General features: G+C 57.8%; 21 protein-coding genes and 1 pseudogene. 14 read left to right on the forward strand and 8 right to left on the reverse strand.

Going from position 1 to position 25,134, the window contains the following annotated elements; all coding sequences use genetic code 11:
• The first annotated feature begins 49 nt into the window (after positions 1-49).
• The 3 genes from argL to xynR all read left to right on the forward strand — a co-directional run bounded on the left by argL (position 50) and on the right by xynR (position 1,990).
• Entirely contained in the window at positions 50-124 is a 75-nt protein-coding gene (argL, locus tag AC2FAP_RS15055) for a putative translational regulatory protein ArgL (protein ID WP_223399268.1), read from the forward strand.
• A complete protein-coding gene (gene argF / locus AC2FAP_RS15060; RefSeq protein WP_032679528.1) occupies positions 94-1,098 on the forward strand; it encodes an ornithine carbamoyltransferase in 1,005 nt (334 codons plus the stop codon). The genes argL and argF (AC2FAP_RS15060) overlap by 31 nt, the downstream gene beginning before the upstream one ends.
• Positions 1,099-1,231: 133 nt before the next feature.
• Positions 1,232-1,990 (forward strand): DNA-binding transcriptional repressor XynR, encoded by a 759-nt coding sequence (xynR, locus tag AC2FAP_RS15065; protein ID WP_025205733.1) that lies wholly within the window; start codon positions 1,232-1,234, stop codon positions 1,988-1,990.
• Positions 1,991-1,994: 4 nt separating this feature from the next.
• Here xynR and AC2FAP_RS15070 read toward each other — a convergent pair whose 3' ends face one another.
• From AC2FAP_RS15070 to AC2FAP_RS15090, 5 genes are all read right to left on the reverse strand, one after another.
• Positions 1,995-3,614: a glycoside hydrolase family 43 protein gene (locus tag AC2FAP_RS15070; protein WP_277493075.1), complete on the reverse strand. Its 1,620-nt coding sequence runs from the start codon at positions 3,612-3,614 to the stop codon at positions 1,995-1,997.
• An 11-nt stretch (positions 3,615-3,625) separates the two neighbouring features.
• Complete coding sequence (locus AC2FAP_RS15075; RefSeq protein ID WP_485452979.1) at positions 3,626-5,008, reverse strand: MFS transporter; 1,383 nt, start codon at positions 5,006-5,008, stop codon at positions 3,626-3,628.
• A 335-nt stretch (positions 5,009-5,343) separates the two neighbouring features.
• On the reverse strand, positions 5,344-7,311 hold the full coding sequence (gene yagF, locus AC2FAP_RS15080) for a xylonate dehydratase YagF (RefSeq protein ID WP_485452980.1): 1,968 nt from the start codon (positions 7,309-7,311) through the stop codon (positions 5,344-5,346).
• Between the two features lie 14 nt (positions 7,312-7,325).
• The gene (gene yagE, locus AC2FAP_RS15085; RefSeq protein ID WP_020885387.1) at positions 7,326-8,234 is read right to left on the reverse strand and encodes a 2-keto-3-deoxygluconate aldolase; all 909 of its coding nucleotides are present in this window, start codon (positions 8,232-8,234) and stop codon (positions 7,326-7,328) included.
• A 218-nt stretch (positions 8,235-8,452) separates the two neighbouring features.
• A complete protein-coding gene (locus AC2FAP_RS15090; RefSeq protein ID WP_014168409.1) occupies positions 8,453-8,905 on the reverse strand; it encodes a YhcH/YjgK/YiaL family protein in 453 nt (150 codons plus the stop codon).
• 675 nt (positions 8,906-9,580) lie between these two features.
• On the opposite strand from AC2FAP_RS15090, the gene arcA reads away from it, so the two are divergent.
• The 5 genes from arcA (at position 9,581) to AC2FAP_RS15115 (ending at position 14,828) form a co-directional block, all read left to right on the forward strand.
• Positions 9,581-10,801, forward strand: coding sequence for an arginine deiminase (arcA, locus tag AC2FAP_RS15095; protein WP_020885388.1), 1,221 nt, complete (start codon positions 9,581-9,583; stop codon positions 10,799-10,801).
• Between the two features lie 10 nt (positions 10,802-10,811).
• Positions 10,812-11,723 carry a carbamate kinase gene (gene arcC / locus AC2FAP_RS15100; RefSeq protein ID WP_014168407.1) on the forward strand — a complete coding sequence of 304 codons (912 nt, stop codon included), beginning with the start codon at positions 10,812-10,814 and terminating at the stop codon, positions 11,721-11,723.
• 90 nt (positions 11,724-11,813) lie between these two features.
• The gene (gene argF, locus AC2FAP_RS15105) at positions 11,814-12,818 is read left to right on the forward strand and encodes an ornithine carbamoyltransferase (protein ID WP_395015790.1); all 1,005 of its coding nucleotides are present in this window, start codon (positions 11,814-11,816) and stop codon (positions 12,816-12,818) included.
• Positions 12,819-12,864: 46 nt separating this feature from the next.
• On the forward strand, positions 12,865-14,268 hold the full coding sequence (locus tag AC2FAP_RS15110; protein WP_485452981.1) for a YfcC family protein: 1,404 nt from the start codon (positions 12,865-12,867) through the stop codon (positions 14,266-14,268).
• A gap of 80 nt (positions 14,269-14,348) precedes the next feature.
• Entirely contained in the window at positions 14,349-14,828 is a 480-nt protein-coding gene (locus AC2FAP_RS15115; protein ID WP_025205741.1) for an arginine repressor, read from the forward strand.
• Between the two features lie 3 nt (positions 14,829-14,831).
• Here the strand turns inward: AC2FAP_RS15115 and AC2FAP_RS15120 are convergent.
• Positions 14,832-14,949: pseudogene (locus AC2FAP_RS15120) on the reverse strand (hypothetical protein).
• Between AC2FAP_RS15120 and AC2FAP_RS15125 the strand changes: the two are divergent.
• The 4 genes from AC2FAP_RS15125 to ridA all read left to right on the forward strand — a co-directional run bounded on the left by AC2FAP_RS15125 (position 14,929) and on the right by ridA (position 16,935).
• Positions 14,929-15,033, forward strand: a complete 105-nt coding sequence (locus AC2FAP_RS15125) for a pyrBI operon leader peptide (protein WP_168769597.1) — start codon at positions 14,929-14,931, stop codon at positions 15,031-15,033. The pseudogene AC2FAP_RS15120 and the gene AC2FAP_RS15125 sit on opposite strands and share 21 nt — an antisense overlap.
• A 34-nt stretch (positions 15,034-15,067) precedes the next feature.
• Positions 15,068-16,000 carry an aspartate carbamoyltransferase gene (gene pyrB / locus AC2FAP_RS15130; RefSeq protein WP_014168402.1) on the forward strand — a complete coding sequence of 311 codons (933 nt, stop codon included), beginning with the start codon at positions 15,068-15,070 and terminating at the stop codon, positions 15,998-16,000.
• Between the two features lie 12 nt (positions 16,001-16,012).
• On the forward strand, positions 16,013-16,474 hold the full coding sequence (gene pyrI, locus AC2FAP_RS15135) for an aspartate carbamoyltransferase regulatory subunit (protein WP_025205744.1): 462 nt from the start codon (positions 16,013-16,015) through the stop codon (positions 16,472-16,474).
• 74 nt (positions 16,475-16,548) lie between these two features.
• On the forward strand, positions 16,549-16,935 hold the full coding sequence (ridA, locus tag AC2FAP_RS15140) for a 2-iminobutanoate/2-iminopropanoate deaminase (protein ID WP_014168399.1): 387 nt from the start codon (positions 16,549-16,551) through the stop codon (positions 16,933-16,935).
• Between the two features lie 65 nt (positions 16,936-17,000).
• Here ridA and AC2FAP_RS15145 read toward each other — a convergent pair whose 3' ends face one another.
• Both AC2FAP_RS15145 and mgtA read right to left on the reverse strand, forming a co-directional pair.
• The gene (locus tag AC2FAP_RS15145) at positions 17,001-19,385 is read right to left on the reverse strand and encodes a beta-N-acetylhexosaminidase (protein ID WP_485452982.1); all 2,385 of its coding nucleotides are present in this window, start codon (positions 19,383-19,385) and stop codon (positions 17,001-17,003) included.
• 150 nt (positions 19,386-19,535) lie between these two features.
• Positions 19,536-22,244 (reverse strand): magnesium-translocating P-type ATPase, encoded by a 2,709-nt coding sequence (gene mgtA / locus AC2FAP_RS15150; RefSeq protein ID WP_047956192.1) that lies wholly within the window; start codon positions 22,242-22,244, stop codon positions 19,536-19,538.
• A gap of 392 nt (positions 22,245-22,636) precedes the next feature.
• On the opposite strand from mgtA, the gene treR reads away from it, so the two are divergent.
• Together treR and treB are read left to right on the forward strand one after the other, a co-directional pair.
• Complete coding sequence (gene treR, locus AC2FAP_RS15155; RefSeq protein WP_014168396.1) at positions 22,637-23,584, forward strand: trehalose operon repressor TreR; 948 nt, start codon at positions 22,637-22,639, stop codon at positions 23,582-23,584.
• 128 nt (positions 23,585-23,712) lie between these two features.
• Positions 23,713-25,131 carry a PTS trehalose transporter subunit IIBC gene (gene treB / locus AC2FAP_RS15160; protein WP_025205752.1) on the forward strand — a complete coding sequence of 473 codons (1,419 nt, stop codon included), beginning with the start codon at positions 23,713-23,715 and terminating at the stop codon, positions 25,129-25,131.
• The last annotated feature ends 3 nt before the right edge of the window (positions 25,132-25,134 follow it).

Here is a 25,134-nt window from a genome sequence, read left to right on the forward strand (position 1 = left end):
TGGAAAGATTTGTGAAACGGGGTTGCAAATGAATAATTAGACATATAAAGTGAATTTTAATTCAATAAGTGGCGTTTGCCATGTGAGGATAAAATGTCTGATCTGTACAAGAAACACTTTCTGAAATTGCTCGATTTTACCCCTGCACAGCTCAATTCCCTGCTGACCCTTGCCGCTCAGCTTAAAGCCGATAAAAAAAAGGGTAAGGAAGTACAAAAGCTTACTGGCAAAAACATCGCGCTCATCTTCGAAAAAGACTCAACCCGTACACGATGCTCTTTCGAAGTTGCCGCATTTGACCAGGGCGCGCGCGTCACGTATTTAGGGCCGAGCGGCAGCCAGATTGGGCATAAAGAATCAATTAAGGACACCGCGCGAGTACTCGGGCGGATGTACGATGGCATTCAGTATCGCGGTCACGGCCAGGACGTGGTCGAAACGCTGGCGCAGTATGCGGGCGTGCCGGTGTGGAACGGGCTGACCAATGAGTTCCACCCGACGCAATTGCTGGCGGACCTGCTGACCATGCAGGAGCACCTGCCGGGCAAAGCGTTTAACGAGATGACGCTGGTTTATGCGGGCGATGCGCGTAACAACATGGGTAACTCGATGCTGGAAGCGGCAGCGTTAACCGGGCTGGATCTGCGTCTGGTGGCACCGAAAGCCTGCTGGCCGGAAGAGCGCCTGGTGGCGGAGTGCAGCGCGCTGGCGGAGAAGAATGGCGGGAAGATCACCCTGACGGAAGAGGTCGCGGCCGGCGTGAAAGGGGCGGACTTCATCTATACCGATGTGTGGGTGTCGATGGGCGAGGCCAAAGAGAAGTGGGCCGAGCGGATTGCCCTGCTGCGCGGGTATCAGGTGAACGCGCAGATGATGGCGCTGACCGGTAACCCGGACGTGAAGTTCCTGCACTGTCTGCCGGCGTTCCATGACGACCAGACCACGCTGGGTAAGCAGATGGCGAAAGAGTTCGATCTGCACGGCGGAATGGAAGTGACAGACGAGGTGTTTGAATCGGCGGCGAGCATTGTGTTTGACCAGGCAGAAAACCGGATGCATACCATTAAGGCGGTGATGGTGGCGACGCTTGGGGAGTGATCCTCCGCGGTCTGGTGCCCTCACCCCGGCCCTCTTCCACCGGGAGAGGGCGTAAACCGGCGCCGCTTCATTGATTTTTCCGCCTGAAAAAGGTACGTTTTCGCCTTAATTCCTGCGTGGACATACCAGCATTATGCCGATTATTCAGTCTGTTGAACGTGCGTTGCAGATCCTCGACCTGTTTAACGAGCAGGCCACCGAGCTTAAGATCACCGACATCAGCAAACTGATGGGGCTGAGCAAAAGTACCCTCCACTCGCTGCTGAAAACCCTGCAGCTTCACGGCTATATCGATCAGAACCCGGAAAACGGTAAATATCGCCTCGGCATGAAGCTGGTGGAGCGCGGCCATTTTGTGGTGGGCTCAATCGATATTCGTCAGAAGGCGAAAGGCTGGCTGACGGAGCTGTCGCAGCGTACCGGGCAGACCACCCATCTGGGGATCCTGGACGGTCGTGAAGGCGTTTATATCGAGAAGATTGAAGGCAAGCTGGCGGCTATCGCCTATTCACGCATTGGTCGTCGGCTGCCGGTTCACGCCACCGCCATCGGCAAGGTGTTGATTGCCTGGCTTGGCGAGGCCGAGCTAAACGCCCTGCTTGAGGGCTATCAGTACACTACCTATACCCCTTCCACCCTTGCCTCCCGCGACGCGTTGCTGGAGGCCCTCGCCAAGACCCGCGAGCAGGGTTACGCCTTCGACCGCGAAGAGAACGAGCAGGGCGTGCGCTGCGTGGCGGTACCGGTGTGGAACCATGAATCCCGCGTGATTGCCGCCCTGAGTTTGTCGACGCTGACATCGCGGGTGGATGACGCCGAACTGGCCAGCTTCCGCGAGCAACTTCAGCAGGCCGGGCTCCAGCTCTCACGCGCGCTGGGTTACCCGGCCTGAGCCGCTATTTCGCGAGCGGTTCGTAGGTGAAGTAATCAAAGTCAGCGTGGCAGCCGTCACCGCTGATGTCTTCGCAGTGCAGGCCGACAAACGCGCCGGTAAAGAAGCCGCGCCCGCCGATGTAGTCATCCGACAGTTTCCACGCTTCATACGTCACCGGCACGGTGTGCCACGTGTCACCGTCAAACGAGTAGCTGTAGCGGTAAACCAGCGTGTCGACGTCAACCCGTAACCAGATGCTCTCTGCGCTGTCCGGTACCGGGATCGGCTGTTCATGCAGCGGCCACGACGGCACGTTGTGGTCAAGCTGGATCACTTTGATCGTTCTGCCCTGCCCCTCCTCGTAGTCCACAAAGCAGTAGCTCCAGTTTTTACTGTTGTAGTAGCAAGTCAGCCCGGCGCTCTGCTGGAAGTGAACCGGCGAGAACTGCATGCGCGTCTCTGCCCGGAAGGCGAAGTGCTGCCAGCGGCGGGCCACGGTCGACTGGGTAAAGGTCGAGTTGAGCGAGTCGTTGCCGTAAAGCCGCAAATACCCCGGTCGCACGCTCAGCGAGCCGAGGGTGTCGTCGAACGGAATGCGCAGGGTCTGCAGCTCCGGGTCAAGCGTGCTGCCGTCGAAATCCTCCCGCCAGCTGTCCCGGGAGGCGGCGGGCTGCTCCGCTATCTGCGGGCCGGGGACGGTCAGCTGCGCGTGTTTGCCGCCGTCAACGTACGGCCAGCCGTCGCGCCATTCGATGCGCGCAATGCCGGTCTCGCGTCCCAGCGGGCAGTAGCCGCGCCCGCCCGAGGCCAGCAGCGGTATGCCCGGCAGGCGCAGCGGTCGGCTGGTGAGGTAGGCCATATACCACTCCCCGGTGTGGGTCTGCAGCAGCGAGCCGTGGCCGCTCTTCTGCAGCGGGTTCTCCGGCAGATGCCAGCTGGTCATCATCGTCACGTCCGGATGCAGCTCGTACGGCCCGTCGAGCGTTTTTGAGCGCAGCACCACCACCGCGTGTTCATAGCTGGTGCCACCTTCGGCGACCATCAGGTAGTACCAGCCCTCTTTACGATAAAGGTGCGCCCCTTCGGTGTAGCAGAGCGGCGTGCCGGTAAACAGGGTTTTGCGCTCGGGCGAAAGGGTGCCGGTCTGCGGGTCAAACTCCTGCATCACGATGGTGTTATGCGGGTTGCTGTGATGGCGCGGCCCCCACGGCCGGTAGAGGTAGTATTTGCGGCCATCGTCGTCGTGGAACAGCGACGGGTCAAACCCTCCGTTGCCCATCGGGATCGGTTCGCTCCACGGCCCCTCGATGGAGGGCGCAGTGACGAGGAAGTTACGGCCATTTTTCCACGGCGAATCGACAATTTTCACGTCGGTGTACAGCAGCCAGAATTGGCCATCGGCGTAGCTCAGGCACGGCGCCCAGATGCCGCCGGAGTCCGGGTTGCCCTTCATGTCCAGCATCGACACCCTGTCCAGCGGCGTGCTGACCAGCGACCAGTTCTTCATGTCGCGGGAGTGGTAGATGCGCACGCCCGGAAACCATTCAAACGTCGAGGTGGCGATGTAGTAATCCTCCCCCTGACGGCACAGGGACGGGTCCGGGTTAAAGCCGGTGAGGATCGGGTTTGTTATCGTTGTCATGTTGCCTCCTGTTAATGGGATGCGGCTGTCGCAGCGTCGGGCACGGCGTCACCCTGCGTTGCACGGTGCTTAATCAGCTGCTGGCTGATGGCCGCCACGCGGGCGTCGGTGAGTTTGTAGAACGACAGCATGATGAACATGCCCACGTAGAGCACCACCGGCACCACGCAGAACAAAATTTTAATGGTGGTCAGCACTTCGACCGGCTGCACGCTGCTGCTGGCGGAGTAGTTCACATACGCCAGGATCCAGCCCACCACCGCGCCACCAATCGCCAGACCGATCTTCAGGCTGAACAGGTAGGTGGAAAACACCAGCCCGTCGAGACGGCGTCCGCTGCGGCTCTCCTCGTAATCCACCACGTCAGAAGCCATCAGCCACTGCAAAGGCGTGGTGGTGTTAAAGACGAACAGGAACAGAATGTTAAGGGCGAAAATCAGGGCGATATGTTCGGCCGGGATGAAGAAAATCAGCAGGCTGATCAGGGAGTAGGCCACGATAATCCACTTGAAGGCGGTCACCCGGTCAAAGCGCCCCAGCAGGCGGGATGAGCTGAGCGAACCAAACATGGTGGCGAGGCTGCCGTAAAGCAGAAACTGCGTCGCCATCTCCGGGTGATCCATGACGTATTTCACGAAGTAGAGCGTCGCCCCGCCGCGGACCACGTTGGAGCAGGTCGCCATCATTTTGAACGCACACATAATGCGCCACTGGGTATTGCCGAACAGAAGCTTGAGGTCTTTCGACACCGACGACCCCGGCTGCACCTCAAAGGTGTAGCGCTCTTTGGTGGTGAAGAAGCAGACGTAGAGCAGCACCACGCCGCTCAGCCCCAGCACGCACATGGCGCCGAAATAGCCGACCTGCTCATCGCCTTTACCAATGATGCTCACCAGCGGCAGCGCAATGCCACTGATGGCCAGCGATCCCGCCGCCGCGAGGAAAAAGCGCCAGGACTGCAGCGCGTGGCGCTCTTTCGGGTCAGCGGTGATGACGCCCGGCATGGCGCAGTAAGGGACGTTAACGAAGGTGTAAACCAGGGTCAGCAGAATGTAGGTTATGCAGGCGTAGATGATTTTACCCTGCGCGGAGAAGTCCGGCGTGTAGAAGGTCAACACGCAGACAATCCCAAACGGGATCGCGCCCCACAGCAGGAACGGACGGAACTGGCCGTGACGCGTGCGTGTGCGGTCAACCAGCAGCCCCATCAGCGGATCGGTGACGGCATCCAGCACGCGGGAAACTAAAAACAGCGTCCCCATAATGCCCGCCGACAGGCCAAACACGTCGGTATAGAAATAGGCCAGCAGGAACATGGTGGCCTGCCAGACAAAGCCGCAGGCGGTGTCACCCAGCCCGTAGCCAATTTTATCTTTCATGGTTAATTGCATCATTACCCCCAACGGCAGTACGTGGAACAGTGCAAACGCCAGGGTCCTGATTCAGGCAAATAAATGCCCGGTGCATCATCAGGAATACACCCTTATTTCGTGTGCTGAATTCACAACATCGTGTTAATAGAGTGTAATTAAGTGTTCAATTAACCGACAATGGTCATATCTTATTTCTGAATTATGATATTTTGCTTTTGTGACGCCACTCGACATCCTGATATCATTTAAAGACTTTGTTTTTCATGTAATTAGATTGTTTACGCAATAATAAAAAACAGACATGCAAAAGCCGTCCACGGAATATTTTCCGTAGACGACAAGAGCCAGAAATATAATTAAAGACCGAGCGCTTTTTTACCGGCGTTAATTACCTCAATGATTTTATCGGTGTCATAAATACACCCTTTCCAGGTGCCGCCACTCACTGACTGCAGAGCCGCCCACAGGCGGGTATCGTCTGGCAAAAATGCGTGGGCGTGCAGGTCAGGATGCACCGGACGCGACGCCAGCACGCGCGCCCCCTCTTCCGGCGTCAGCGGCTGTTCCGCCGTGCCGATAAAGTTAACGCTGCCCGTTAAGGACAGGCGGTCGACGCTGATCTCAATGATATCGTTGTCGCGCAGCTTGCCGATGGGGCCACCTGCCAGCGCTTCCGGCGACACATGGCCGAAGCACGCCCCGGTGGATACCCCTGAGAAGCGCGCATCGGTGATCAGCGATACCGTCTTGCCCCACGAGATATGTTTCAGTGCGGAGGTCAGCTGGTAGGTCTCTTCCATGCCGGTGCCGGACGGGCCTCCGCCAATCACCACCATAATATCGCCCTGCTGGATCGCTTCCTGCTTGATGGCCTTAATAGCCTGCGCTTCAGAGACAAACACCCGCACCCGTCCGGTATGGCGGTAAACGCCATCGTCATCCACAACAGACGGATCGATGGCCGTGGCTTTGATCACCGACCCTTCGGGCGCGATATTGCCGGTCGGGAAGCAGACCGTCGAGGTCAGGCCTTTCGCGTGGGCGCGTTCAGGCGGCAGGATCACGTCATCCGGATCGACGCCGTCCTGCTCGCGCAGGCACTGACGAAAACGCGCCCGACGCGCTGAGTTTTCCCACCAGTCAAGGTTCTCCCCGACCGTCTGGCCGGTAACGGTCATGGCATCTTCATGCAGCAGCCCCAGCTTGCGCAGATGGAGCATCACCTCCGGCACGCCGCCCGCCAGGAAAGCACGCACCGTCGGGTGGTAGTCCGGGCCGTTTGGCAGCACGCTCACCAGACGCGGAACCTTACGGTTGATGCGCGTCCAGTGCGCCACATCCGGAATGGTGCAGCCCGCCGCATGGGCAATCGCCGGGATGTGCAGCAGCAGGTTGGTGGAGCCGCCAAACGCCGCGTGAAGCACCATGGCGTTTTCAATGGCTTTGTCGGTCAGGATATCGCGGGTCGTGATCCCACGGTTATCCAGCTCGCTCGCCGCCCGCGCAGACTGACGGGCAATCTCCAGCCACACGGCCTGCCCGGACGGGGCGAGCGCGGAGTGCGGCAGCGCCAGACCCAGCGCTTCGGCCACCACCTGTGACGTTCCCGCGGTGCCGAGAAACTGACAGCCGCCGCCGGGTGATGCGCAGGCGCGGCACCCCAGCTCGGCGGCCTCCTGCAGCGACAGCTCATGGTTAGCGAAACGCGCACCAATGGTCTGCACTTTTCCGGCATCTTCCCCCACGGTAGGCGGCAGCGTCGCCCCACCCGGCACCAGAATGGTCGGCAGATCATGCATGGAGGCCAGCGCAATCATGGTCGCGGGCAGCCCTTTATCGCAGGTTGCCACGCCGATCACCGCGCGCCGCGTCGGCAGGGAGCGGATCAGACGACGAAACACGATCGCCGCGTCATTACGGTACGGCAGGGAGTCGAACATGCCGTGGGTGCCCTGAGAGCGTCCGTCGCACGGATCGCTGACGAAGGCCGCGAACGGGATCCCACCATTACGGGTGATCTCCTTCGCCGCCGCCTGCATCTGCATGCCAATCTCCCAGTGCCCGGTGTGGTAGCCCAGCGCCACAGGTCTCCCGTCCCCGGCGCGAATGCCGCCCTGCGTACCGATAATCAGCACCTCTTTGCCGGTCAGCTTGTTGGCGTCCCAGCCCATACCGGCGTTTTGCGTCATGCCAAACAGGTTACCGCTGGGGGATTCCATCAGCATTTGCGGGGTCAGCGGCAGTGCCCCCTGCGGCCCGGCCGCATGGGTGATGACGGCATAAAACGCATCGTCCTGTGGGGTGAAAATTTTCTCAATGGTCATCGTCGTCTTCCGGCTCAGCAGAGCTTGAGCTGTTGCAACAGGGTTTTCAGCTGCGCCTTACGCGGTTCATCCAGTGGCGACGCGGGCGGCAGCACGTATGTGGAGATCGGGCGGCCGCACAGCACAATCGCCTCTTTAATGACGTTCACAAACGGCGTATCGAGCTGATACATCTGCGGTATTTGCAGCAGGACCTGGTGGTATTCGGCCGCCTTCGCCACCTCCTGGTCACGCCAGGCCTTCAGCAGATTCACCGACACCTGCGGAGCAAAGTTACCGCTGGCCGAGATCGCGCCATCGCCCCCCAGCAGCAACGTATTAAACAGATGATCGTCATAGCCGCACAGCACCGTGAAGTGCGGATGGGCAGATTTGACGGTGTGGATCATGCTGCGCAGATGGGCGACGGAATCGATCGTGTCTTTGATGCCGACAATATTACTCCGCGAGTCGGCCAGGGTTTTGACCAGCGCCGGAGTCAGATCCTGCCCGGTCAGCGCCGGGAAGTTATACAGCATTACCGGCAGCGTGACGCTGTCTGCCACCTGTTCGAAATAGCGGATCAGATTCGCTTCGGACACTTTCCAGTAGTACGGGTTGATCACCACGATCCCGTCGGCACCGGCCTGCTGCGCATGCTGGCTCAGTTCAAGGGTTTCCCGGGCATTGGTGCCACCGGTGCCAATCAGCACCGGCACCCGGCGATCGACATGATCGATAGCAAACCGGGCAATGGTTTTACGCTCTTCGGCGTTTAGCTGGGAGAACTCGCCGCCGCTGCCCAAAAAGAACAGGCCATCGACGCCTGCGGCGATCAGGTCGTCGATCAACGCGGCAGTGCCGTGTTTATCAAGCTGTCCATCGGCGGTAAAGAGGGTGGAGACAGGGGGAATGATTCCCGTGAACAACGCGGTCTGCGGCATGAGATCTCCTTGCTGAATTATTTTGTTCTACATTATAGAACAGCGTTCATTAATTTAACGATCATACTATGACGCAGAAAAAGCGCAGGTAAATGGGAGGCGATGAGGGAGTGCGGAAAATATAAGCTGGATCACATAATGACGGGCTGCGGCCTGATGCTTTCACCCTCTCCCACCGGGAGAGGGAACGTTTTACCCTTCTTTAACGCTAACAGGGATTACCCCACCAGCATTTTCACCACCACTTTACGCACCTTCGCAGGCGCGCCCACCGCGCACAGCGGCTTGTGCACTTCACCCGGATAGAACACCACAAAATCACCTTCACTTAACACCACCGTTTTCTCCTGCCCGCCCTCGGGCAAAAACGCGATGTCTTTATCCGCCAGCCAGTCGGTGTCCGGCGTACCGTGCGGCAGGGTACTGAAGGTCATCCCCTCCTGGCCTTTCATGATTATCTGAATATCCAGATAGCGGGCGTGATACTCAGCGCGGCGCTCGGCAAACGGCTGGGTCATATCTTCAGACACCAGATAAAACAGGCTGTTGCCGTCGATGTCGTGTTTGCCGCAGGGGGTAGCATCGGTAACGTGCGCCTTGACGTACTCGATAGCCTGACGCAGTTCTTCAGGTAGCCAGGACTGCAGATGATGGATGTTGCCAGCGATCATAAATAAACCCTCAATATAAAACAGCGTTTCATTTTAATCTTTTATACGAGAATTCAGACTGTCCTACCACCGCTTTTTCGATGAGTTTTGCGCGAGCGCATGTTTATCGGGAAATGTGTTACTCCACTGTTAATCGCTCACAGGCATTTATGCAGTCTTTATGCATAACCTCAGCCCTCCGCTTTCAGGCCGTGATGCTAACTTACTGATCGTATACGCTTCATAGCAAAACTCTCTGTGACTTCACACTTTATCATTTTGGTAATTTGCTATTAAATCCCATAATTATTTATTGATTTTTCTTAAGTCAAAAATAGTTAATGGGTAATAGTGCATAGTCATTCTGCGCGCCGTTTAATTATCATTAAAATCAATACCATAACTAAATATGTCAAAACATTAAATTCTACAAAATAATAACAACTCCAAATAATGCCAACGGATCCTGCTTAGCTATTCACCCGCAAATATAATCAAATTAATCATTATCTGATACGAATCATGCAAATGAAAACAAACTCCTTAATAGCCATTTTCACGTGAGCGACGTCACAACATTCATTATTTAAGCGCCTACTATAAATCTCGAAATCAATTGAGCTTAGCCGCCATGTAAATAAAGACATCACATGGCGCATGCCCTTTTTATTCTGAAAAACAGTTAAAGGAATAATTATGGAAAAGCATTACGTCGGTTCTGAAATTGGTCAATTGCGTAGCGTTATGCTGCACCGCCCAAATTTAAGTCTGAAACGTTTAACGCCATCGAACTGCCAGGAGCTGCTATTCGATGATGTGCTCTCGGTTGAGCGGGCGGGTGAAGAGCATGACATCTTCGCTAACACCCTGCGTGAACAGGGTGTGGAAGTCCTGCTGTTGACCGACCTTCTCACGCAAACGCTTGATATTGCGGAAGCCAAAACCTGGCTGCTGGAGACGCAAATCTCTGACTATCGCCTCGGGCCAACCTTTGCCGGCGACGTGCGCGGCTGGCTGGCAGATATGCCACACCGCGAACTGGCACGCAGATTAAGCGGCGGATTAACCTACGGTGAAATTCCGGCGGCCTTTAAAAATATGGTGGTGGATACCCACACGGCAAATGATTTTATTATGAAGCCACTGCCTAACCATTTATTTACCCGCGATACCTCGTGCTGGATTTATAACGGCGTGTCAATTAACCCGATGGCCAAAGCGGCCCGCCAGCGTGAAACCAATAATCTCCGGGCCATATATCGCTGGCACCCTGCATTTGCCGATGGCGATTTTATTAAGTATTTCGGCGATGAAAACATTAATTACGACCACGCCACGTTAGAGGGCGGTGACGTATTAGTTATTGGCCGCGGCGCAGTGTTAATCGGCATGTCTGAACGCACCACGCCGCAGGGCGTTGAGTTCCTCGCCAATAGCCTGTTCAAACACCGCCAGGCCGAGCGCGTCATCGCTGTGGAACTGCCAAAACACCGCTCCTGCATGCACCTCGATACCGTCATGACCCACATCGACGTGGACACCTTCTCCGTCTACCCGGAAGTGGTGCGCAAAGACGCTCAGTGCTGGACGCTCACCCCGGACGGCCGCGGTGGCCTGCTGCGCACCCAGGAAACGGATCTGCTGCACGCCATTGAAAAAGCGCTCGGCATTAATCAGGTACGCCTGATCACCACCGGCGGCGACGCCTTTGAAGCCGAACGCGAACAGTGGAATGACGCGAATAACGTGCTGACCATCCGCCCGGGCGTGGTGATTGGCTACGAGCGTAACGTCTGGACCAACGAGAAATATGACAAAGCGGGTATCACCGTGCTGCCTATCCCGGGTGACGAACTGGGACGCGGCCGCGGCGGCGCGCGCTGCATGAGCTGCCCACTGGAACGCGACGGAATTTAAAGGAGCCATCATGGAACGAAAACCCACTCTGGTTGTGGCGCTTGGCGGTAACGCATTGCTGAAACGCGGCGAGCCGCTGGAAGCGGAGATCCAGCGCCAGAACATCGAACTAGCGGCCCGCACCATCGCCGGGCTGACGGAACAGTGGCGCGTGGTACTGGTTCACGGCAACGGGCCGCAGGTTGGGCTGCTGGCGCTGCAAAACAGCGCGTACGACAAAGTCACCCCCTACCCGCTGGACATCCTCGGCGCCGAAAGTCAGGGAATGATTGGCTACATGCTCCAGCAGGCGCTGAAAAACAATCTGCCCCAGCGTGAGGTGAGCGTCCTGCTCACCCAGGTGGAAGTGGACGCCGCCGATCCGGCATTTACTAACCCGACCAAATACATCGGCCCGGTCTACAGCGAAGCCCAGGCAAAAACGCTGCAGGCGGAGAAAGGCTGGGTGTTCAAGGCCGACGGCAGCTATTTCCGCCGGGTGGTTCCCTCTCCACAGCCGAAACGCATCGTTGAGAGCGACGCCATCACGGCACTGATACAGCGCGATCACCTGGTGATCTGCAACGGCGGCGGCGGCGTGCCGGTGGTGGAAAACGCCAATGGGTATCACGGCATTGAAGCGGTGATCGACAAAGACCTCTCTGCCGCCCTGCTGGCGCGCCAGATTGAAGCCGATGCCCTGCTGATCCTGACCGATGCCGACGCGGTGTACCTCGACTGGGGCAAACCAACCCAGCGTCCGCTGGCACAGGTCACGCCGGAACTGCTCAGGGGCATGCAGTTTGACGCCGGTTCGATGGGGCCAAAAGTGGCCGCCTGCCGCGAGTTTGTCGAGGCCTGCAACGGCATCGCCGGGATCGGCGCGCTGGCCGACGGGGCAGACATTCTGGCGGGCGAGAAAGGCACGTTGATTCGCCACTGAACCGTATTTTCCCCTCACCTTCCCTCTCTCCCTGTGGGCGAGGGTCGGGGTGAGGGCACCAGACAACACCATTTTAAAAGGGACGACCCAATGACCATCAATCTGAAAAACCGTAACTTCCTCAAACTGCTGGACTACACCCCGGCAGAAATCCAGTACCTGATCGACCTGGCCATCGAACTCAAAGCCGCCAAAAAAGCCGGACGTGAAAAACAAACCCTGGTCGGGAAAAACATCGCCCTGATTTTTGAAAAAACGTCCACGCGCACCCGCTGCGCTTTTGAAGTCGGTGCCTTTGACCAGGGCGCACAGGTGACCTACCTCGGCCCAAGCGGCTCGCAGATTGGCCACAAGGAGTCGATGAAAGACACCGCCCGCGTGCTGGGGCGGATGTACGACGGCATCGAGTATCGCGGCTACGGCCAGGCCATCGTGGAAGAGCTGGGCGAGTATGCGGGCGTGCCGGTGTGGAACGGCCTGACCGACGAGTTTCACCCCACGCAGATCCTCGCCGACCTGATGACCATGCTGGAGCATGCTCCGGGCAAAACCCTGCCGGATCTGAGCTTTGCCTACCTTGGCGACGCGCGGAACAACATGGGCAACTCCCTGATGGTCGGTGCCGCCAAAATGGGGATGGATATCCGCCTCGTCGCACCGAAATCGTTCTGGCCGGAAGCCGGGCTGGTTGAGCAGTGCCGCGCCATCGCCAAAGAGACCGGCGCACGCATCACGCTCACCGACGACGTGGAGGAAGGCGTACAGGGTGTCGATTTCCTCTACACCGACGTGTGGGTCTCGATGGGCGAGCCGAAAGAGGCCTGGGCCGAGCGCGTCAGCCTGATGAAGCCTTACCAGATTAACGCCCAGGTGATGAAAGCCACCGGTAACCCAAACGTCAAGTTCATGCACTGCCTGCCGGCGTTCCACAACGAACACACCAAAGTCGGCCGTGAAATCGAGATGGCCTACGGCCTGAAAGGGCTGGAGGTGACGGAAGAGGTCTTCGAATCACCGAACTCAATCGTCTTTGACGAAGCAGAGAACCGCATGCACACCATTAAAGCGGTCATGGTGGCGACACTCGGCGACTAATCACCGCCCGGCGCGCCACGGGGTGCGCCGGGTACAGGAGAACATCATGGGCAAGTTCAAGTTTCCCTCCGCTTACACCATTCTCTTTTTTCTGATTGCCGTTGTAGCGGCACTGAGCTGGGTCGTACCTGCCGGTCAGTATCAGATGGCAATGAATGAAACCCTCGGTAAAGAAGTGCCGATTGCCGGAACGTACGCGCACGTGGCGGCGCATCCGCAGGGGCTGGTTTCCGTACTGATGGCCCCCATTGCCGGGCTGTACGATCCCATTTCCGGCCAGGCCGGAGCGATCGACGTCGCGCTGTTTATCCTGATCATCGGGGGATTTCTCGGGATCGTCACCAAAACCGGGGCAATCGACGCCGGGATCGAACGCGTAACCACCCGCCTTCGCGGACGTGAAGAGTGGATGATCCCGATCCTGATGGCGCTGTTCGCGGCTGGCGGCACCATTTACGGCATGGCCGAAGAGTCCCTGCCCTTCTATACCCTGCTGGTCCCGGTGATGCTGGCCGCCCGTTTCGATCCGGTTGTCGCCGCATCCACCGTGCTGCTCGGGGCGGGGATCGGCACGCTCGGCTCCACCATCAACCCGTTTGCCACGGTGATCGCCGCTAACGCCGCCGGGATCCCGTTCACCAACGGTATCGCCCTGCGCGTGGCGCTGCTGGTGATCGGCTGGATCATTTGCGTGGCATGGGTGATGCGCTATGCCCGTAAAGTGCGGCTGGATCCGTCATGCTCCATCGTTGCAGACAAGCAGGAAGAGAACCTCGCCCACTTCCTCGGCAATAAAGGCGAGCATTCGCTGGAATTTACCCCGGTGCGCAAAATCATTCTGCTGATCTTCGCCCTCGCCTTCGCGGTGATGATCTACGGCGTAGCGGTGCTGGGCTGGTGGATGGCGGAGATCTCGGCGGTATTTTTGGCCAGCGCCATTATCGTCGGGCTGATTGCCCGCATGAGCGAAGAGGAGCTGACCTCGACGTTTATCAACGGCGCGCGAGATTTGCTGGGCGTCGCGCTGATTATCGGCATTGCGCGCGGTATCGTAGTCATTATGGATAAGGGCATGATTACCCACACCATTTTGCACAGCGCGGAAGGGCTGGTCAGCGGGTTGTCCACGGTGGCGTTTATCAACGTGATGTACTGGCTTGAGGTCGTGCTGTCGTTTCTTGTGCCTTCTTCGTCCGGCCTGGCCGTTCTGACGATGCCGATCATGGCACCCCTTGCTGATTTCGCTAACGTCAACCGCGACCTGGTGGTTACGGCTTACCAGTCGGCCTCCGGCATCGTTAACCTGGTCACACCAACCTCAGCGGTTGTGATGGGCGGTCTGGCGATTGCCCGTGTGCCTTACGTGCGTTACCTGAAATGGGTTGCGCCGCTGCTGGCGATCCTGACGGTGGTGATTATGGTGGCGTTAAGCCTGGGTGCCTTGTTGTAATTTGCCGGCTGGCACTGCGCCTGTCCGGCCTACGGACCGGTGCGGTGCCACCGGTTATGTCGGGAACTGATATGGGAAATATGATGGATTACGAAGACTGCTCTCCCAGAGAACAACTGCAGCTAACGGTGTGCCAGCAGCTGATCGCCGAAAAGAGTTATCTCTCCCAGGAAGAAATCCGCCGCGATTTGCAGGAGAGAGGGTTTGACAGCATCAGCCAGTCGACCGTTTCGCGTCTGCTGAAATTGCTCGGTGTCATAAAAATTCGAAATGCCAAAGGGCTAAAGATTTATTCGTTGAATCCTCAGTTGCGCCCTGCCCCCGATGCCGCGCGTACCGTTTCCGAAATGGTGGTGAGCGTGGAGCATAATAGCGAATTTATCCTTGTTCATACCGTTGCCGGATATGGCCGTGCGGTGGCGCGAATTCTGGATTATCACCAGTTACCGGAAATTTTAGGTGTGGTTGCCGGAAGCAGTATCGTCTGGGTCGCTCCCCGGGTGGTGAAGCGTACTGCGCTGGTGCATAAACAAATTAATTATTTACTCAGAACGAATTAATATTCATAAAGAACCGTTTGCATTGAGTAAAGTGTGCATTAAACCCCTTGATCCGAAAATCGAGCTGCGTATAATGCCCGACAATTTGCCGGGAGGAAGCATGGTCAAGCGTGTACGACATAACGTCTTACCGCGTCTGAAATCAGACGCTGGCCTGCCGTTTTTCTTCCCGTTGCACAATCTATTCCCAGAGCCCCTCATTTGAGGGGCTTTTTTTTGCCCGGCGTCAGGAGATAAACATGAATCCGCTTTATCAAAAACACATCATTTCCATAAACGACCTCAGCCGCGAAGAGCTGGAACTGGTTCTGGAAACCGCGGCAAAACTGAAGGCAAATCCGCAACCGGAACTGCTGAAGCACAAGGTGATTGCGAGCTGCTTCTTCGAAGCGTCGACCCGCACCCGCCTCTCCTTCGAAACCTCCATGCACCGTCTCGGCGCGAGCGTGGTAGGGTTTTCAGACAGCAGCAACACCTCGCTGGGTAAAAAAGGCGAAACGCTGGCGGATACCATTTCAGTTATCAGTACTTACGTTGACGCGATTGTGATGCGCCACCCGCAGGAAGGCGCGGCGCGTCTGGCGACCGAATTTTCCGGCGGTATTCCGGTGCTGAACGCCGGAGACGGGGCCAACCAGCATCCGACACAGACCCTGCTGGATCTGTTCACCATTCAGGAAACGCAGGGCCGTCTGGAAAACCTGAACATCGCCATGGTGGGTGACCTGAAATATGGCCGCACCGTTCACTCGCTGACCCAGGCGCTGGCGAAATTTAACGGCAACCACTTCTTCTTCATCGCGCCGGACGCGCTGGCGATGCCGCAGTACATCCTCGACATGCTGGACGAAAAAGGGATCCCGTGGAGTCTGCATGCCAGCATCGAAGAGGTGATGGGCAACGTCGATATTCTGTATATGACCCGCGTACAAAAAGAGCGTCTGGATCCGTCTGAATACGCCAACGTGAAGGCACAGTTTGTGCTGCGCGCCAGCGACCTCGACGGCGCACGCGAGAATATGAAGGTGCTGCACCCGCTGCCGCGTATCGATGAGATCACCACCGACGTGGATAAAACGCCGCACGCCTGGTACTTCCAGCAGGCCGGAAACGGCATCTTCGCCCGCCAGGCGTTACTGGCACTGGTTCTGAATCGCGAATTGGCTCTGTAAGGGGAAACGACAATGACACACGATAACAAACTCCAGGTTGAAGCCATCAAACGTGGCACCGTGATTGACCACATCCCTGCCCAGATCGGCTTTAAGCTGCTGACGCTGTTCAAGCTGACCGAAACCGACCAGCGCATCACCATCGGCCTGAACCTGCCGTCGGGTGAAATGGGCCGCAAAGACCTGATCAAGATTGAAAACACCTTCCTGACCGACGAGCAGGTTAACCAGCTCTCTCTGTACGCGCCGGATGCCACCGTGAACCGCATCGACGAGTACGAAGTGGTCGGTAAATCCCGTCCCAATCTGCCGGATCGCATTGAAAATGTGCTGGTCTGCCCGAACAGCAACTGCATCAGTCATGCTGAGCCGGTTTCGTCCAGTTTTGCAGTGAAAAAACGCGCCGATGACATCGCACTCAAATGCAAATACTGCGAAAAAGAGTTTTCTCATTATGTGGTGCTGGCCAACTAATTGAGGTTGGTAAAGGATCCCGGCCTCCCTATAATGGCCGGGAACATTTAATCAGCTGTTATTCTGGAGAAATCATGACCAAAGTACTCGCGACGGAAAATGCACCAGCGGCTATCGGCCCATACGTTCAGGGCGTTGATCTGGGTAGCATGATTATTACCTCTGGCCAGATCCCGGTGAACCCAAAAACGGGTGAAGTGCCAGAAGACGTGGCGGCGCAGGCGCGTCAGTCGCTGGAAAACGTACAGGCTATCGTGGAGTCTGCGGGTCTGAAAGTGGGCGACATCGTGAAAACCACTGTGTTCGTGAAAGATCTGAACGATTTCGCGACCGTTAACGCCACGTACGAAGCGTTCTTCACTGAGCACAACGCCACTTTCCCTGCACGCTCCTGTGTGGAAGTTGCGCGTCTGCCTAAAGACGTGAAAATTGAAATCGAAGCGATCGCCGTACGTCGCTAAGTTTCAGTCAGGGGCAGCCGACGCTGCCTTTGTGCCCGGCAGGCAACGCGCTACCGGGCGTTTTGCTACTGATTCCGCGTCGCCCGTAGCAGCGTCTCCAGCGGATACACCGCCGCAATCACCACTTCATCCTGTATTTTCGCCGCGTTATCCAGCTCGCCCTGAATAGAGGCAATCTCGTTGTCATCCAGCGTCCCCTGACGCGCCACCAGATCCGTCAGCCGCAGGCCAATCGAGGCCAGCTTATCCACCTCCTGAATAACCGGTTTAATCGCCTTCAGTGCGTAGCTGTTTTCACTTAATGCCAGCGCATCGCTGGTGTTGCTTTGCCAGCGGTTGAAGACGTGGCGCAGCGCGTCGGCGCTTTCCGTGTCTTCCGCGTCGCTGACCAGGCGGTCAGCCCATTTGTTCATCTGGCGCACCGTGGCACTTTCGGCGTTGAGCGCATCAGCAAACCGGTTGAGCGGTTCGAACTGATGGTAATTTCCGGCCTGGAACTTAAGGTGCTGACGGGTGTAATACTGCGCCGGCTCGATTGCCTGCGCGAGGATTTGCAGCGGAAGGGTATCGGCGTTATTCGCCAGACGCGTGAACTGCACCTGCTGCTGAGTATGCTGCTGCAGCCCGACCGAGACCGTCGACCAGCTGTCCATCGCCTGCAGGCGGGTGTACATATTGTCGACATCGTTAACGTCCTGCGCGGACCATAACCGCTCCGCCACCGCAAAGGTGCGCGGCCATAGGCGGATATCCAGCACCGGTGCGACCACGTTTTCCGCCCACAGCGCGGCTTCCCCGCCGAGCAGGTTCACCTGATGAGCGGCGTCCGGTACCACCGGCGGGATGCCTTTGGGGATATCGTCCAGGCGCTTGCCGCTAATGGGATAGCGGGCATTGCCCACCAGGAAATAGCCGCTCAGCTTATCGTTGTCCACCGACACCACCGGGCGCGTTTCGCCCATCCAGGTATCGACGGTAAACGTCACCTGATTGTCGTCGCGCCACGCAATATCCTGTACCGCACGACGGGATTTCCCGGCGAAATCAATAAATCCACGCCAGCCGGAATCCCCTTTCACGAGGGTGAAGCTCCCCTCCACCGGCTTGCCTTTCAGACGCGGCATGGTGAATGTCCAGCTCTGGGCGCTGTCGGTGTCGCCAATCACATCCTCGCCGTTTAACCCCTGCGGCACAATTTCATTGCGGTAGTGATAGGCGGTGGACTGGGGCTGATCGAGGTAAAAGCCGGTCGAGAGAATGCCTTTATAGCCATTTTGCGCCACCTGCCCCAGCGCGTCCTGGCCCTGCCAGGACTGGATCAAGATGTTTTTTGGCAGATCAGGATGAGCAATCTCATCCCAGCCCACCATCTGCCGGTGGTGTTTTTCGAGGATATTTTCCAGCTTGCGGTTGAAATAGGCCTGCAGGGCATGGCTGTCTGCCAGTGTGTTGTCGCGCATAAACTGCTGAATGGCGGCGTTCGCTTTCCACTGGGTGTCATCCACCTCATCGCCGCCGATATGCAGATACGGATCGGGGAAGATCGCCGCCAGTTCACTGACCATCGCCTCCGCAAACTGATAGGTCGCCGCTTTTGTCGGATCCAGGACCGGTTTCAGCACGCCCCAGTGGCGCGCCATCTCATACGGTCCCGGGGCGCTCATCAGTTCCGGGTAGGCCACGGCAATCGCCGAGGCGTGGCCCGGCATGTCGATCTCCGGCACCACGCGGATGCCGCGCTCGGTGGCATAGCGCACAACGTCGCGCATCTGTTCCGGCGTATAAAACAGCCCGTCGCTGGCGAGCTGCGTGAGCTTTGGATAGCGTGTCGAGCTGAAGCGCCAGCCCTGATCGTCGGTCAAATGCCAGTGCAGCACGTTGAGTTTTGCCGCCGCCATACCGTCAATCTGCCGTTTGATATCCGGCAGCGGGATAAAGTGTCGTGCCGAGTCAAGCAGCAGCCCACGCCACGGGAAGCGGGGGGAATCCTCAATAGTGACCCACGGCAGAGAGGTGTTTTCCGCCCCGTTTTGTATCAGCTGCAGCAGGGTTTCCATGGCGCGCAGCGCGCCAAAACGGGTGTTGGCGGTGATATCCACGCCACTGGCATCGACCGTGAGCGTATAGCGCTCATCGCTGTCCGGCAGCGGCTGCGGCTTCACTTTTTTGGTAATGACAATGCGGATAGTGGGCTTGTCCGGTTTAACGACCTGCGGCTGTAGCGTCCAGCCGGTTTGCAGGGCGATGCGCTGGCGCAGACGGTTGACCGCGTCGCCGAGGTCATCTCCGGTAACGCTGACGGAAAGGGTGTTGTTGAGTACCAGTGCGCCCTGCGTCGTTGGACGTTCAACCTTCGCAGGCCAGGGCATCAGGGGAAAGTCGCCTGCCGGAGCGGCAAACGCTGACGCGCCGAGCATCAGCCCGGCGGTTAAGAGACTGTACCGTAACATGAATGTTCCTTATCTGACGGGCCAAATAAAGGCAAAACATTCAGTTAACATGCGCTCATTTTGTCGTCAAGCGAATGCGCTGACGGAGATCACAGGTTGTTGAATTTGGGAGGAAACGTACCCCTCTCCCGTGCCGGGAGAGGGGGGAAATCACTGCCACCCATACCGACGGCTATAGAAGCCTTTGACCATCTGCGTCAGCACCATGTAGCCCGCGAGGATCGCCACCAGCCACGGGAAGTAGCTCAGCGGCAGGGCCTGCAGCTGGAGGTAACTGGCCAGCGGCGAGAACGGCAGTGCAATGCCGAGCGCCATCACGATGCCGGTCATGACAATCAGCGGCCACGCGGCCCGGCTCTGAATGAACGGGATGCGACGCGTACGGATCATATGCACAATCAGCGTTTGCGACAGCAGCCCTACCACGAACCAGCCGGACTGGAACAGCGTCTGGTGTTCCGGCGTGTTGGCATGGAACACAAACCACATCAGGCAGAAGGTCAGAATGTCGAAGATGGAGCTGATCGGGCCAAAGAACAGCATAAAGCGCCCCAGATCGGACGGGTTCCAGCGCTGCGGCTTCTGGATCTGCTCGTCGTCCACGTTATCAAACGGGATGGCGACCTGAGAGACATCGTACATCAGGTTCTGGATCAGCAGGTGCAGCGGCAGCATCGGCAGGAACGGCAGAAACGCACTCGCCACCAGCACGCTGAAAACGTTACCGAAGTTGGAACTGGCGGTCATCTTGATGTACTTCAGCATGTTGGCGAAGGTACGACGTCCCTCGATAACGCCCTCCTCCAGCACCATCAGGCTCTTTTCCAGCAGAATGATATCCGCCGCTTCACGGGCAATGTCCACCGCACCGTCTACAGAGATACCAATATCCGCCGCACGCAGGGCGGGCGCATCGTTAATGCCGTCGCCCATAAAGCCCACCACATGCCCTTCGCGACGCAGCAGGGTGACAATGCGCTCCTTGTGCATGGGTGTCAGCCGGGCGAACAGCGTGGTGCGCTGCGCAAGCGTCGCCAGCGCATCATCGGAGAGGTGCTCAATATCACTTCCCACAACGACGTCACCCGCATCCAGCCCCACTTCATGACACACTTTGGCGGCCACCAGCTCGCTGTCACCGGTAAGGATTTTCACGGTGATCCCGCTGGCCTTTAACGCTTTCAGCGCAGGCGCGGTGGTCTCTTTCGGCGGATCGAGGAATGCGATATAACCCTCGAGGATCAGATCGGATTCGTCGATACGCTGATAGTCCCCTTCGCGTGCAGGCAGGAATTTACTCGCCACCGCCACCACGCGCAGCCCCTGACGGTTCAGGTTATCGGTGACGCGCTTGATACGGCGCAGCATGGTTTCATCCAGCGGCACAATGTCGCCGTTATAGCGCACCTGGGTTGAGACATTGAGGATCTCCTGCAATGCGCCTTTGCAGATCAGCTGATGCACGTCCGGATGCTCGCTCACCACCACCGACATGCGGCGGCGCTCGAAGTCGAACGGGATCTCATCCACTTTCTGCCAGCGCCCGGAGAGCGTGCGGGCAGATTCTTCATCCACGCCTTCGAGCACGGCGACGTCGAGCAGGTTTTTCAGCCCGGTCTGGTAGTGGCTGTTCAGCCAGGCACTGTGCAGCACGCGATCGCTGGTTTTGCCGGCGATATCGGTGTGGTTCTCCAGCACAATTTTGTCCTGGGTCAGCGTGCCGGTTTTATCGGTGCAGAGAATGTCCATCGCGCCAAAGTTTTGAATGGCATCCAGGTGTTTGACGATCACTTTCTGTTTTGACAGTTTGACCGCTCCGCGCGCCAGCGTGGAGGTGACAATCATCGGCAGCATTTCAGGCGTTAACCCCACGGCGACGGAGAGCGCAAACAGCGCCGCTTCCCACCAGTCGCCCTTGGTATAGCCGTTGATCAGCAGCACAATCGGCGTCATCACCATCATAAAGCGGATCAGCAGCATGCTGACGCGGCCAATCCCCTTCTGGAAGGCATTCGGTTCGCTCTCCTGCTCGCTCACACGCCCGGCCAGCTGTCCAAACCAGGTGTTGCCGCCGGTAGCGATGACCATTGCCTGCGCCGTGCCGCTGACCACCGTAGTGCCCATAAAGCAGAGGGTGTCACACTCGAGCGGGTTCATCTGCTGCGGGTCGCGGGTGCGCGCCACTTTTTCCACCGGCAGAGATTCACCGGTCAGCGAGGCCTGCGCCACGAACAGATCCCGCGCCTGAAGAATACGTAAATCCGCGGGGATCATGTCGCCGGCCGCCAGCTTCACCAGATCGCCCGGCACCAGCTGGTCGATGGGCAGCTCAACCCAGGCGTTCTCCCCGAGATCGTTAATGACGCGCGAGACGGTTGCGGTGTTGCTTACCATCGCTTTCAGGGCGTCTGCCGCGCGGGTAGAGCGGGCCTCCTGAATAAAGTTCAGCAGCGTGGAGATCCCCACCATCAGGGCGATAACCCCGGCGGCAAACAGATCTTCGGTGGCATAGGAGATAATGCCAAGCACGGTCAGCAGCAGGTTGAACGGGTTACGGTAGCAGGTCCACAGATGCATCCACCACGGCGCCGGTTTTTGCGCCGGAATTTGGTTATCGCCATGCACGGCACGGATTTTTTCCACTTCCGCCGCGTTCAGCCCCTCCGGATGCCCGCCAAAGGCACGCCAGACTTCGTTTTCATCCATCGCCGCCACGTTCAGGCAGCGTTGGCTCAGGGAAGCAGGGATCGCTGCAGAGGCCATATTTTTGGCATTTGGCAGCGGGTCGCGCTGAACAAGACGATGTGGCAGGTGGCGGCTCAGCATCGCCTGCAGCTGCCGGGTGATATTTTTAAACATAGTCATTCCCCCGCGCCCGCAAACGCGGACACAGTATTTCCTGCAGGCGTGGCAAGGCCGTACCTGACAGGCACTTAATGTTTTAAGCAGGAACGTGCAGGACGTTGCTGCCTCACATACCGGTGAGACAGCACAAAGGCTGGCTTACCGGAAAGAAAGAACGCTCCCGTTCAGGAGAAGCGTGGGATCGGGATCCATGTCACCTCCGGTAAGTAAAAAAGTAGGGTGCCGCCGCGCAGTATAAGGATTTAACCGTACCGTTTGCGGCGATTCGGGCGGTATTATACTCCCCCGCAAATAAACCGAACGTAAACCAGACTTTGCCCATAGCGAAAACACGCTATAGCATTAGGCTCTACTGACCACGTTGTCATTGTTACAGGGAATACAGCATGCAGAACCGCCTTACGATAAAAGACATTGCGCGTTTAAGCGGCGTGGGGAAATCCACCGTATCGCGCGTGCTCAACAATGAGAGCGGTGTCAGCGAACGCACCCGCGAGCGCGTCGAGGCGGTAATGAATCAGCACGGTTTTTCCCCTTCCCGCTCTGCGCGCGCCATGCGCGGGCAAAGTGACAAAGTGGTTGCCATTATCGTCTCGCGTCTGGATTCCCTGTCCGAGAACCTCGCCGTTCAGACCATGCTGCCCGCCTTTTATGAGCAGGGCTACGACCCAATCATGATGGAGAGCCAGTTCTCCACGCAGCTGGTTGAAGAGCATCTGGGTATGCTCCAGCGACGCAACATTGACGGCGTGGTGTTGTTCGGATTTACCGGCATCAAAGAGGAGATGCTGAAGCCCTGGCAGGCGTCGATGGTGATGCTGGCGCGCGATGCCCACGGTTTTGCCTCCGTCTGTTACGACGATGAGGGGGCGATTATTACCCTGATGCAGCGTCTGTACGATAAAGGCCATCGCCATATCAGCTACCTCGGCGTACCGCATGCGGACGTTACCACCGGCAAGCGGCGTCACGAGGCCTACCTGACCTTCTGTAAACAGCACAACCTTTCCGCCGTCGCGTCTCTGCCGGGGCTGGGAATGAAACAGGGCTACGAGCAGGTCGCCAGCGTGCTGACCCCGCAGACCACGGCGCTGGTGTGCGCCACCGATACCCTGGCGCTGGGCGCGAGTAAATATCTTCAGGAGCAACGCATAGAAGGGCTGCAGATCGCGAGCGTAGGCAGTACGCCGCTGATGAAGTTTCTGCACCCGGAGATTATCACCGTCGATCCGGGCTACGCCGAGTCAGGCAGGCAGGCCGCGGCACAGCTGATTGAGCAAATTAACGGACGTGCTGAGCCGCGTCAGATCGTGATTCCCGCCCACCTTTCATAACCCTCGTTTATCAGTTTATTGTGATCTTCGCCCAATTTCGGGAACGTTCCCATTTTCGCCGTCACGCTGAAGGAGTAGGCTTGCGCTCAGGTCATTACCCCCCTCACCATCGGTCATGAGGTTTCATGATGAGTAAAGTCAAACAAGAAGATATCGACCAGTTGATTGTCCTGGTAGGCGGCCGTGAAAACATCGCGACCGTCAGCCATTGCATTACCCGCCTGCGCTTCGTGCTGAACGATCCGGCCAAAGCCGATCCGAAAGCCATTGAAGCGCTTTCCATGGTCAAAGGCTGCTTCACCAACGCCGGTCAGTTCCAGGTCGTCATCGGTACCGAAGTGGGCGATTACTATCAGGCTCTGCTGGCAACAACCGGGCACAGTTCAGCCGACAAAGAGCAAGCCAAGAAAGCTGCACGCCAGAATATGAAATGGCACGAGCAGTTAATTTCCCACTTCGCGGAGATTTTCTTCCCGCTGCTCCCGGCGCTGATCAGCGGGGGTCTGATTCTGGGCTTCCGCAACGTTATCGGTGATGTGCCGATGAGCGACGGCAAAACCCTGGCGCAGATGTACCCGGCGCTGAAAACCGTTTACGACTTCCTGTGGCTGATTGGCGAAGCGATCTTCTTCTATCTGCCGGTCGGGATTTGCTGGTCAGCGGTGCGCAAAATGGGCGGTACGCCGATTCTGGGTATCGTGCTGGGCGTCACGCTGGTCTCTCCGCAGTTAATGAACGCTTACTTACTTGGTCAGCAGGTGCCTGAGGTGTGGAACTTCGGTCTGTTCACCATCGCGAAAGTGGGCTATCAGGCGCAGGTGATCCCAGCCTTGCTGGCCGGTCTGACGCTGGGCTTTATTGAAACGCGCCTGAAACGCATCGTACCGGATTACCTCTATCTGGTGGTGGTGCCGGTCTGCTCCCTTATTCTGGCCGTCTTCCTCGCCCATGCGTTTATCGGTCCGTTTGGCCGCATGATTGGCGACGGCGTTGCCTTCGCGGTACGTCACCTGATGACCGGCAGCTTCGCGCCGATTGGTGCCATGCTGTTTGGCTTCCTGTACGCCCCGCTGGTGATCACCGGCGTGCACCAGACCACGCTGGCGATTGATATGCAGATGATTCAGAGCCTGGGCGGTACGCCGGTCTGGCCTATCATCGCGCTGTCTAACATTGCGCAGGCCTCGGCGGTCACGGGCATTATCCTGGTCAGCCGCAAGCATAACGAGCGTGAGATTTCTGTTCCGGCCGCCATCTCCGCCTACCTCGGCGTTACCGAACCGGCGATGTACGGTATCAACCTGAAATACCGCTTCCCGATGCTGTGCGCGATGATCGGCTCCGGTCTGGCAGGCCTGGTATGCGGTCTGTACGGTGTGATGGCGAACGGGATCGGTGTCGGCGGTCTGCCTGGTATTCTCTCCATCCAGCCCGCATTCTGGCAGGTGTTTTCCCTGGCGATGGTCATCGCGATTGTCGTCCCAATGGCTCTCACCACCGTGGTTTACCAGCGTAAGTACCGTCAGGGCGCGCTGCAGATTGTTTAACTT

Source organism: Enterobacter cloacae complex sp. 394I7 (assembly GCF_057320345.1).

Bases quoted from the DNA above. Each gene is read 5' to 3' on its own strand.
- argF (WP_032679528.1), top strand. From the start codon at position 94: ATGTCTGATCTGTACAAGAAACACTTTCTGAAATTGCTCGATTTTACC.
- xynR (WP_025205733.1), top strand. From the start codon at position 1,232: ATGCCGATTATTCAGTCTGTTGAACGTGCGTTGCAGATCCTCGACCTG.
- AC2FAP_RS15070 (WP_277493075.1), bottom strand. From the start codon at position 3,614: ATGACAACGATAACAAACCCGATCCTCACCGGCTTTAACCCGGACCCG.
- AC2FAP_RS15075 (WP_485452979.1), bottom strand. From the start codon at position 5,008: ATGATGCAATTAACCATGAAAGATAAAATTGGCTACGGGCTGGGTGAC.
- yagF (WP_485452980.1), bottom strand. From the start codon at position 7,311: ATGACCATTGAGAAAATTTTCACCCCACAGGACGATGCGTTTTATGCC.
- yagE (WP_020885387.1), bottom strand. From the start codon at position 8,234: ATGCCGCAGACCGCGTTGTTCACGGGAATCATTCCCCCTGTCTCCACC.
- AC2FAP_RS15090 (WP_014168409.1), bottom strand. From the start codon at position 8,905: ATGATCGCTGGCAACATCCATCATCTGCAGTCCTGGCTACCTGAAGAA.
- arcA (WP_020885388.1), top strand. From the start codon at position 9,581: ATGGAAAAGCATTACGTCGGTTCTGAAATTGGTCAATTGCGTAGCGTT.
- arcC (WP_014168407.1), top strand. From the start codon at position 10,812: ATGGAACGAAAACCCACTCTGGTTGTGGCGCTTGGCGGTAACGCATTG.
- argF (WP_395015790.1), top strand. From the start codon at position 11,814: ATGACCATCAATCTGAAAAACCGTAACTTCCTCAAACTGCTGGACTAC.
- AC2FAP_RS15110 (WP_485452981.1), top strand. From the start codon at position 12,865: ATGGGCAAGTTCAAGTTTCCCTCCGCTTACACCATTCTCTTTTTTCTG.
- AC2FAP_RS15115 (WP_025205741.1), top strand. From the start codon at position 14,349: ATGATGGATTACGAAGACTGCTCTCCCAGAGAACAACTGCAGCTAACG.
- AC2FAP_RS15125 (WP_168769597.1), top strand. From the start codon at position 14,929: ATGGTCAAGCGTGTACGACATAACGTCTTACCGCGTCTGAAATCAGAC.
- pyrB (WP_014168402.1), top strand. From the start codon at position 15,068: ATGAATCCGCTTTATCAAAAACACATCATTTCCATAAACGACCTCAGC.
- pyrI (WP_025205744.1), top strand. From the start codon at position 16,013: ATGACACACGATAACAAACTCCAGGTTGAAGCCATCAAACGTGGCACC.
- ridA (WP_014168399.1), top strand. From the start codon at position 16,549: ATGACCAAAGTACTCGCGACGGAAAATGCACCAGCGGCTATCGGCCCA.
- AC2FAP_RS15145 (WP_485452982.1), bottom strand. From the start codon at position 19,385: ATGTTACGGTACAGTCTCTTAACCGCCGGGCTGATGCTCGGCGCGTCA.
- mgtA (WP_047956192.1), bottom strand. From the start codon at position 22,244: ATGTTTAAAAATATCACCCGGCAGCTGCAGGCGATGCTGAGCCGCCAC.
- treR (WP_014168396.1), top strand. From the start codon at position 22,637: ATGCAGAACCGCCTTACGATAAAAGACATTGCGCGTTTAAGCGGCGTG.
- treB (WP_025205752.1), top strand. From the start codon at position 23,713: ATGAGTAAAGTCAAACAAGAAGATATCGACCAGTTGATTGTCCTGGTA.